General features: G+C 63.3%; 9 protein-coding genes. 7 read left to right on the top strand and 2 right to left on the bottom strand.

The annotated features are described in order from the left end of the window. On the top strand, positions 1-1629 hold a 1629-nt coding region (locus BN873_RS18840), incomplete at its 5' end, for a PP2C family protein-serine/threonine phosphatase (protein WP_139031718.1). A gap of 107 nt (positions 1630-1736) precedes the next feature. Here the strand turns inward: BN873_RS18840 and BN873_RS12790 are convergent. Next, positions 1737-2072 (bottom strand): STAS domain-containing protein, encoded by a 336-nt coding sequence (locus BN873_RS12790; protein ID WP_048674277.1) that lies wholly within the window; start codon positions 2070-2072, stop codon positions 1737-1739. A gap of 21 nt (positions 2073-2093) precedes the next feature. Continuing rightward, positions 2094-2552: an ATP-binding protein gene (locus BN873_RS12785; protein ID WP_048674275.1), complete on the bottom strand. Its 459-nt coding sequence runs from the start codon at positions 2550-2552 to the stop codon at positions 2094-2096. A gap of 140 nt (positions 2553-2692) precedes the next feature. On the opposite strand from BN873_RS12785, the gene sctW reads away from it, so the two are divergent. From sctW to BN873_RS12755, 6 genes are all read left to right on the top strand, one after another. Next, positions 2693-3808, top strand: a complete 1116-nt coding sequence (gene sctW / locus BN873_RS12780) for a type III secretion system gatekeeper subunit SctW (RefSeq protein WP_048674273.1) — start codon at positions 2693-2695, stop codon at positions 3806-3808. Next, positions 3805-4176, top strand: a complete 372-nt coding sequence (gene sycN / locus BN873_RS12775; protein ID WP_048674272.1) for a type III secretion chaperone SycN — start codon at positions 3805-3807, stop codon at positions 4174-4176. The genes sctW and sycN overlap by 4 nt, the downstream gene beginning before the upstream one ends. A gap of 12 nt (positions 4177-4188) precedes the next feature. Beyond that, the gene (gene sctX, locus BN873_RS12770) at positions 4189-4572 is read left to right on the top strand and encodes a type III secretion apparatus assembly protein SctX (protein ID WP_048674270.1); all 384 of its coding nucleotides are present in this window, start codon (positions 4189-4191) and stop codon (positions 4570-4572) included. A 3-nt stretch (positions 4573-4575) separates the two neighbouring features. Beyond that, positions 4576-4893, top strand: coding sequence for a type III secretion apparatus assembly chaperone SctY (gene sctY / locus BN873_RS12765; RefSeq protein WP_048674268.1), 318 nt, complete (start codon positions 4576-4578; stop codon positions 4891-4893). Next, on the top strand, positions 4890-6992 hold the full coding sequence (gene sctV / locus BN873_RS12760; protein WP_048674266.1) for a type III secretion system export apparatus subunit SctV: 2103 nt from the start codon (positions 4890-4892) through the stop codon (positions 6990-6992). Before sctY ends, sctV begins: the two co-directional genes overlap by 4 nt. 94 nt (positions 6993-7086) lie before the next feature. Continuing rightward, a complete protein-coding gene (locus tag BN873_RS12755; protein ID WP_082161278.1) occupies positions 7087-7806 on the top strand; it encodes an IS6 family transposase in 720 nt (239 codons plus the stop codon). Positions 7807-7894 lie beyond the last annotated feature (88 nt).

The raw sequence follows: 7894 nt of genomic DNA, 5'->3' as shown, positions 1-7894 counted from the left end.
CGCAACGACCGGGCCTTGCGCGCGCTGGCCGCGCGCAAGCCGGCGGCGTTCGCGGCGGCGCTGGACGAGCTGCGCCAGCGCCTCCAAACCGACCCCGCGACGCCGCTTTTCGAAACGGTCACACCCGATGGCGCCCTGTTTTTTTCGACCGCGAAAAATGCCGTCAAACCCGCGATTTTGTCGCCTGAAACGGTCGCCGCCGTGACCGCCAAACTCGCTCCGCTGCGCGGTTTGACGCGGCTGGAAAACGGTCGCCTGGGGCTGGCCGTGGTGTTTCCGCTGTTCTCCCGCGACGGCATGTCCGGCGTCGTCGCGCTCGCCGCCGACCTCAAGCAACCGCTCAACGTGTTTGCCGCCAGCGTCGAAAACGACGTGTTCGTCGCCGACGGCGAGCGGCGGCTCGAATACGCCACCCAGCCGGCGCTGTGGTCGAGCGTGGCGGCAGCGGCGGCGGGCGTTCGAAGCTTCAGCGTCGCCCGCGCGGGCGACCGGGTTTTCACGCTGGTGCGCTTGCCGGCGCGCGACCTGCTGGAGCGCCCGTCGGTCACGCTGTTCGCCAGCCGCGACATCACCGCCGCCTACTGGCGAGAGACTGTGACCGGCGGCCTTTCCCAAGGCTCGATCACGCTCGCCCTGGCGTTTGCGCTGAGCGCCTTGTACTGGTACATGCGCCGCTCGTTCAAACCGCTGAACGCGATCATCGGCGTGCTCAAGGCGCTGGCGCGCGGCAATACCGAGGTCGGCGTGCGCTATCCGGCGCGCGACGACGAAATCGGCCGGCTGGCCGGCACGGTGGAGGCGTTCCGGCGCGCCCAGCAAGCGCACGGCCAATTGCTCGCGCTCCGACAAGAACTCGATATGGCCGCTTGCATCCAGCGCTCCATCCTCCCTTCAGCCTTCCCGCTGGCCGCCGGATTCAGCCTTTCGGCCAGCCTGCAGACGGCGCGCGAGGTCGGCGGCGATTTCTACGATTTCTTCGCTCTGCCCGACGGCCGCTGGGCGCTGATCATCGCCGACGTTTCCGACAAGGGGTTGGCGGCGGCGCTGTTCATGGCGGTGGCGCGCACCGCGCTGCGCAGCACCGCGGCGATCGTGCCGGAACCCGCCGCCTGTTTGACGCGCACCAACGACCTCCTCAGCGCCGAGAACGACGCGGCGATGTTCGTCACGGTGTTCTACAGCGTGTTCGATCCCGCCACCGGCCGCTTGAGCTACGCGAACGGCGGGCACAACCCGCCGGCGCTGCTCGACGCCAGCGGTCGGGTGCGCTTCCTGGAAAGCACCGATGGGGTCGCGCTCGGCATCATGCCTGAAACGCCCTACGAAGCGCGCGAAATCGTGCTATCGCCGGGCGACCGCTTGTTGTTCTACACCGACGGCGTGACCGAAGCCATCGACGGGCAAGAGCGCGCGTTCGCTGTCGACCGCTTGATCGCGGCGCTTGCGGATTCGAGCGCCGCCGGTGTGGAGGAACTCGTTCAGACTGTCATTACGCGGGTGCGGGCTTTCGCCGGCGCTGCGCCGCAGTTCGACGATATCACCCTGATGGCGCTGCACTACCGAGGCGCTGACAGCGAACATGACCCGGATCTGACCGTACCGCTCGCTGTCGCGGGCGCGCTCCGCTGAGCGCCAGTACGGAGCTGATTCAGGTCCGGGATCGATGGGCCGAAGCCGATGGAACGGTAGGCGGGGTTTGAGGAAATCCGAATAAAACCGGTTATTGGGACAGCGGCTCAGGGCAGTTTCGCCAGGGCTTCGGCGCGGGTGGCGACGATGGCCATCACTTTATTGAAGCCGCTCATTTTGAACACGTCTTGAATCAAGTCGTTGAGCTGGCACAAGACCAAAGCGCCGCGGCCGCCGCGCAAGCGTTTCGCCAGCACCAGCATCACCCGCAAGCCGGCGCTGCTGATGTAATCGACGCCCGTGAAATCGATGACGAGGCCGCGAGATGCCGGTTCCAGTAGCGCCAGGAGCTTCCGTTCCAGGTGGGCCGACGTGTTGCAGTCGATCCGACCGCGCGGCGCGACGACGACGATGCCATCGCGTGACTCTTCCAGAATGTCCATACGGTTCTCCTAGGAAAAACGTCAATCCGCCGGATTCAAGCGCTGCCGCAGCGTCACGCGGTTGTAGGCTCCTTCACGGCGGTACTGAACGTCATCCATCAATTGGCGGACCAGATGGATACCCAACCCGCCGATGGGTTTGTCGTCCAAATCCAGATCGAGCTCCGGCGGCGGCGCGGCCAAGGGGTTGAAGGGCTGACCGCTGTCGCTGAGTTCGGTCACGAGCTGGTTGTGTTCCAACCGCACCCGCAACCGGATGTCGGGAATGGCTCCGGGGTCCTGGCCGCCGTGATTCACCACATTGGCGAGCAATTCGTCCACGGCCAGGCTGAGGCTGAGGGTGACGCGCTCGGGCACGTCGCGCCGCGCGCAGAACGCCTCGATGGCGTCCTTCGCTTCGGTGATCGCCGGCAAGTCGCCCGCGACATTGATCTCCAAGTTTTCATCCATCGCGTTTTCCTCGATTGCTGCCTGAAACATCGGTAACGCCGGGCGATGCTTTGTTTCACCTCTCCGCCGTGATTTGTGGCGGAGCCTCGCTGAAACATTTCGGCCCCGACCGTTACTGATCGAGTACTTACCCGACCGAACCGAGCCACGAGCACCCGGACCACGCCCGCATGACCGAACGCATTCAGACCCTACCTTCCGCCGGCTTCAATTTCGCGGATACCGTGTCCGGCGCTCCGGCCGCCCAGCGCGGCGAGTATCGCGGCGAGCGGGCCGTCGCGATTCCAGACGCCGCCTCGCTGCTGGATTCCGCGGCGGAAGAACTGACCTTCAGCTTCAGCGAGAAAGTCGAGAAAGACTTGAGCAAGCGCAAGGTCGGCGAAGGGCGGCACGAGCACCGCGTGAACGTCGAAGTCATGATCGAACAGTATTCGAAGAAGCTCCCCGATCTGCCGGTCGAGAAACTCAAGCAATTCTTGGCCGATCTGAAAAGCCGGCCCGACCTTTCCGCCGCGCAAATCCGCGAAGAGGCCAAGAACCGCTTCGGCGATCTGTCCCACCAGTACGCCGCGCTCACCTGCGCTCAACAGAGCTTGGCCGACGCCGCCGGCCTGGAGGCTCTGCAAGGCGAGTTGAGCACCGCCCTCGACGCGCTCCTAAACGAGCATGGCCCGGCGATCCGCGCCGGCCTCAACATCTCCGCCACCGCCCGGACCTTCGCCGATCCCCGGCTGGGCGATGTCGGCGCGCTGCGCGACTTCTACCGGGCGACGGTGCTCGATTTCGACAGTCTGGCCGATGCCTACGGCGCGATCGTCGCCCGCTACGGCGAAGCCGATTTCGCCCAGGCGTTGACTTTCTTGCTGAAAGCGACCGGCGACGATCTCGCCGCCAAGGGGCCATCGACCTCGACCACCGAACTCAAGGCCATCGTTGATGAGCTGTATCGGCTGGAAGTGTTGAGCGGGTTGCGCGAGCAAAGCCAAGCCCTGGTCGATGCGTTGCGCGCCCGCGCCGCCATCCGCGAGGACTACTCCGGCCACTCGCTGCTGCAAAGCGTCCTGAAACTCCAGCAAGAAAGCTGGCTCGGCGCGAACCAGGTGCTGGCCATCGGTCAGGGCATGAACGTCCGGGAACTGGCCGCCGAAATTTATTTTCTGCGGGGGTTGGGCGAACTGACGCGGGAAATTCCGTTGAAAGCTTATTCGGACCCCGCCAACCGCGACAAACTGCGCGCCGCCGTGCAGGACGCGCTGGACGACGCCATCGCGAGGGAAGAGGCATGAATTTGATCGACGACGTGCTCCACGATTTCGGTCGCCATATCGGCATCGCCGGCCTCACGCTCGACGGCGGCACCGTGGCCGGTTTGAACTTCGAACGGCGCGGCGCGTTGTTCTTCGAGCGCGCCACCGACGCCGTGCTAGTCTATCTGGCCCGCCAGACGCCGAGCCACGACAGCGCTCCGCTGGAACGCGCCTTGCGCTGCACCCACTACCGCGAAGGCCATCTGCTGCCGGTTCAGGCGGGGTTGTTGGGCGAGGACACGCTGGTGTTGCTGGCCCGCTTGGAGGAACGGGCGTTTTCCCTGCCCGTGCTGGAAAAAACCGTGACGCTGCTCACCGAGTTGCACGATCGCGTGGCCGCCCCTTGATGGAACAGAGCCATGGCCATCGCTAACACCCGGATCTTGACCTTCGACACCGGCATCGAACGCATCATCCAAAGCGGCGAGCGGGTCGATCAGCCGTTGCCCGAACGCAACGCGCTGACGCCGACCGGCGAGCCGGTGCGGGTGCGCTTGGATGAAATGCTGAACGCGCCAGCCTTGAACGAGTTGCTGCGCGGGAGCGTCCGGCCGCAAATCGCCGATAAAACCATTCTGGCGCCGGGCCGCTATCAGACTCTGCTCGATGAAGCGCAAGTCGAACTGCGCCACCGCGCGGGCGGGGAAAACAACGCGCTCGCCAAAGCGGCGACACTATTGGAAGAAGAACAGCAATTGCGCGGCCTGCTGAATACCCTGCGCAATCTCCTGGTGCGGGCCTGAGTCATGCGATCCGAACACAAGGACATCCTGAGCGCGCTCGGCTTTTTTTTCCTCGAACATGACCAGCCCGACAAGGCGCTGACGCTGTTGGAAGCTTTGAGAACCGTATTTCCCGAAGACCCCGGCATCGCCAAGTCACTGGGTTACGCCTACCTTCAGGCGGGCCGCCCTCAGGACGCGCTGGCTGCCGCCGCAGCCACGAGCGCCGGGCAGGACAGTGCTGGCCATTTATTGCGAGGCAAGGCGCTGTGGGGGCTTGGCCGAGTCGCCGAGGCGCGGGCTTGCCTGGATCAATATCTCGCGACCCGGAGCCTGCAATGACCACCGCCGTGCTGCAAAACGGGCTGTTGAAGCTCACCGAACGCACCGACATCCTGTTGGCGGTGCTGCTGGTCGGCATCGTCTTCATGATGATCCTGCCGCTGCCCACCCATCTGGTGGATGTGCTGATCGCGGTCAGCATGAGTTCCGGCGTCATCCTACTGATGATTTCGGTCTACATCTCCTCGCCGCTGGCCTTCTCGGCCTTTCCCTCGGTGCTGCTGCTGACCACCCTCTACCGGCTGGCGCTGTCGATCAGCACCACCCGGCTGATTTTGCTGCAAGCCGACGCCGGCCAGATCATCGACACTTTCGGCAATTTCGTGGTCGGCGGCAATCTGATCGTCGGTTTGGTGGTGTTCCTGATCATCACCATCGTCCAGTTCCTGGTCATCACCAAAGGCTCGGAGCGGGTCGCCGAGGTGAGCGCGCGGTTTTCGCTGGACGCGATGCCCGGCAAGCAAATGAGCATCGACAGCGACATGCGCGCCGGCGTGATCGACATGGACGAGGCCCGCCGCCGGCGCGGCCTGGTGGAGAAGGAAAGCCAGATGTTCGGCTCGATGGACGGCGCGATGAAATTCGTCAAGGGCGACGCCATCGCCGGCCTGATCATCATCGTCGTCAACATCCTGGGCGGGGTCACCATCGGCGTGCTCCAGCGCGGCATGAGCGCCGCCGACGCCCTGCACCGCTACGCCATCCTCACCATCGGCGACGGCCTGATCGCCCAGATTCCGGCGCTGCTGATCTCGATCACCGCCGGCATCATCGTCACCCGCGTCACCACCGAGGAATCCACCAATCTCGGCGCCGATATCGGCGGGCAGATATTGGCTCAGCCCAAGGCCCTGCTGATCGGCGCGGCCTTGCTCGGCGCCTTCGCCCTGATTCCGGGTTTTCCGTCCGCGACGTTCGTCACCCTGGGGTTGCTGGTGGGCGGCATCGGCTTCACCCTCAACGGCGTGGCCGCTCGCGCCGCCGAGGACGATTCCGGCGCGTTGGCCGCCACCGTCAGCGCGCAAGCGCCGGCCGCCGGGGGCAAGGGCGCAAGCCGCAAGAAGCTGAACGAACAAGAAGATTTTGCGCTGACCATGCCGTTGCTGATCGACGTGGCCAGCGGCTTGCAGGCGGCCATCCAACCGGAGGCGCTGAACGAGGAATTGCTGCGGGTGCGGCGCGCGCTGTATCTCGACCTCGGCGTGCCGTTCCCCGGCATCCACTTACGGTTCAACGATCAGTTAGCGAGCGAACGCTATCTGATCTATCTGCAAGAAATCCCGATGGCCCAGGGCAAGCTGGCGCCCGGCTATTTGCTGGCGCGCGAGCAACCGGACAACCTCGACCTGCTCAATATCCCCTACCGCCAGGATGACGCTTTTCTGCCGGGCGTGCCGACGCTGTGGGTCGAGGACCGCCACGGCGAGGCCCTGCGCAAGGCCGGCGTGCCGGTGATGGAGCCGGCGCGGATCCTGACCTACCACCTGTCGTTCGTGCTGCGCAAATACGCCGAGGATTTCGTCGGCATCCAGGAAACCCGCTATCTTTTAGACCAGATGGACGCCCGCTTCGGCGAGCTGGTCAAGGAAGCGCAGCGCATCCTGCCCTTGCAGAAGGTGACCGAGATCCTGCAACGGCTGGTTTCCGAGGATATCTCCATCCGCAACCTGAGGGACATCCTGGAAGCTTTGGTGGAATGGGGCCAGAAAGAAAAAGACCCGGTGTTGCTGGCCGAATACGTGCGCGGCAGCCTCAGGCGTTATATCAGCTACAAATACAGCAGCGCGCAGAACCTGTTGCCGGCCTATCTGCTCGATCCCGACGTCGAGGAAAAGATTCGCGGCGGCATCCGCCAGACCTCATCGGGCAGTTATCTGGCGCTGGATCCGGCCACGACCCGCAAGCTTGTCGCCAACGTCAAACAGGCGGTCGGCGATCTCGCCCACCATGCCAGCAAGCCGGTGCTGGTCACTTCGATGGACATCCGCCGCTACGTGCGCAAGCTGATCGAGCCGGAGCTTTACGAACTGCCGGTCTTGTCCTATCAGGAGCTGGCCCAGGAAGTGGCCATCCAGCCGCTCGGGCGCGTCAATTTATGAGGGCGGTCTGCAAAGTTTGGCTCCGTTGCGTTAGCGAAGGCTGTGAAGTTTCGGTAGTCTGTGTGGCCCGACCGAGATGCCTAAGGCAAACCGCATGATCGACTGCAAAGGCCACCGTTATGAAAAGGAGATCATTCTCCTATGTGTGCGGTGGTATTTGGCCTATCCGTTGAGTTATCGGAATCTGGAGGAGATGATGGCGGAACGCGGGGTTGCGGTTGATCATACGAATGTCTACCGTTGGGTTCAGAAGTTCACACCGTTGCTAGAGGCGCGGTTTCGTCGAGGAAAGAAGCAGCCGGTGGGTTTAAGTTGGCGGATGGACGAGACCTATATCAAGATCAAAGGGCAATGGAAATACCTCTATCGGGCGGTCGACAAGACCGGGCAAACGGTTGATTTTCTGCTGACCGCACACCGTGACAAGAAGGCCGCGTTGCGGTTTCTGAAGAAAGTCATCCGCCAGCATGGCCGCCCCACGAAGGTCACCATTGATCAAAGTGGGGCCAACACCGCCGCATTGATCGCGCTCAACGCCAACGCCAACGCCAACGCCAATGCCAACGCCAATGCCAATGCCAATGCCGATTCCAACATTGAAATCCGCCAGCGCAAGTACTTAAACAACTTGATCGAACAGGATCATCGGGCGATTAAAAGGATCGTTCGGCCGATGCTTGGCTTTCAGACCTTCGCTTCTGCTCGAATCACCCTTCAAGGTATCGAGCTGATGCACAGGATCAACAAAGGTCAGATTCACAACCCGCAGGCGCTGTCGGCGGCTGATCAATTCTATTCGAGAGTCCTAACTTAGGATAGTTGTGATATTATAGGAGGGAAAGGCTCAATTGAAGGGAGGCTAGAGATGGAAAGCGGTGGTTGCAAGCGGTGTGGTAGCGAAG

Source organism: Candidatus Competibacter denitrificans Run_A_D11 (genome assembly GCF_001051235.1).
Lineage (GTDB): Bacteria > Pseudomonadota > Gammaproteobacteria > Competibacterales > Competibacteraceae > Competibacter_A > Competibacter_A denitrificans.
Note: the sequence above shows the minus strand (reverse complement) of the source record. Positions and strands in the feature narration are given on the sequence as shown.

What these genes read in the sequence shown, in the direction of transcription:
- BN873_RS12790 (WP_048674277.1), bottom strand. Translation starts at nt 2,072, where the DNA reads ATGGACATTCTGGAAGAGTCACGCGATGGCATCGTCGTCGTCGCGCCG.
- BN873_RS12785 (WP_048674275.1), bottom strand. Translation starts at nt 2,552, where the DNA reads ATGTTTCAGGCAGCAATCGAGGAAAACGCGATGGATGAAAACTTGGAG.
- sctW (WP_048674273.1), top strand. Translation starts at nt 2,693, where the DNA reads ATGACCGAACGCATTCAGACCCTACCTTCCGCCGGCTTCAATTTCGCG.
- sycN (WP_048674272.1), top strand. Translation starts at nt 3,805, where the DNA reads ATGAATTTGATCGACGACGTGCTCCACGATTTCGGTCGCCATATCGGC.
- sctX (WP_048674270.1), top strand. Translation starts at nt 4,189, where the DNA reads ATGGCCATCGCTAACACCCGGATCTTGACCTTCGACACCGGCATCGAA.
- sctY (WP_048674268.1), top strand. Translation starts at nt 4,576, where the DNA reads ATGCGATCCGAACACAAGGACATCCTGAGCGCGCTCGGCTTTTTTTTC.
- sctV (WP_048674266.1), top strand. Translation starts at nt 4,890, where the DNA reads ATGACCACCGCCGTGCTGCAAAACGGGCTGTTGAAGCTCACCGAACGC.
- BN873_RS12755 (WP_082161278.1), top strand. Translation starts at nt 7,087, where the DNA reads ATGATCGACTGCAAAGGCCACCGTTATGAAAAGGAGATCATTCTCCTA.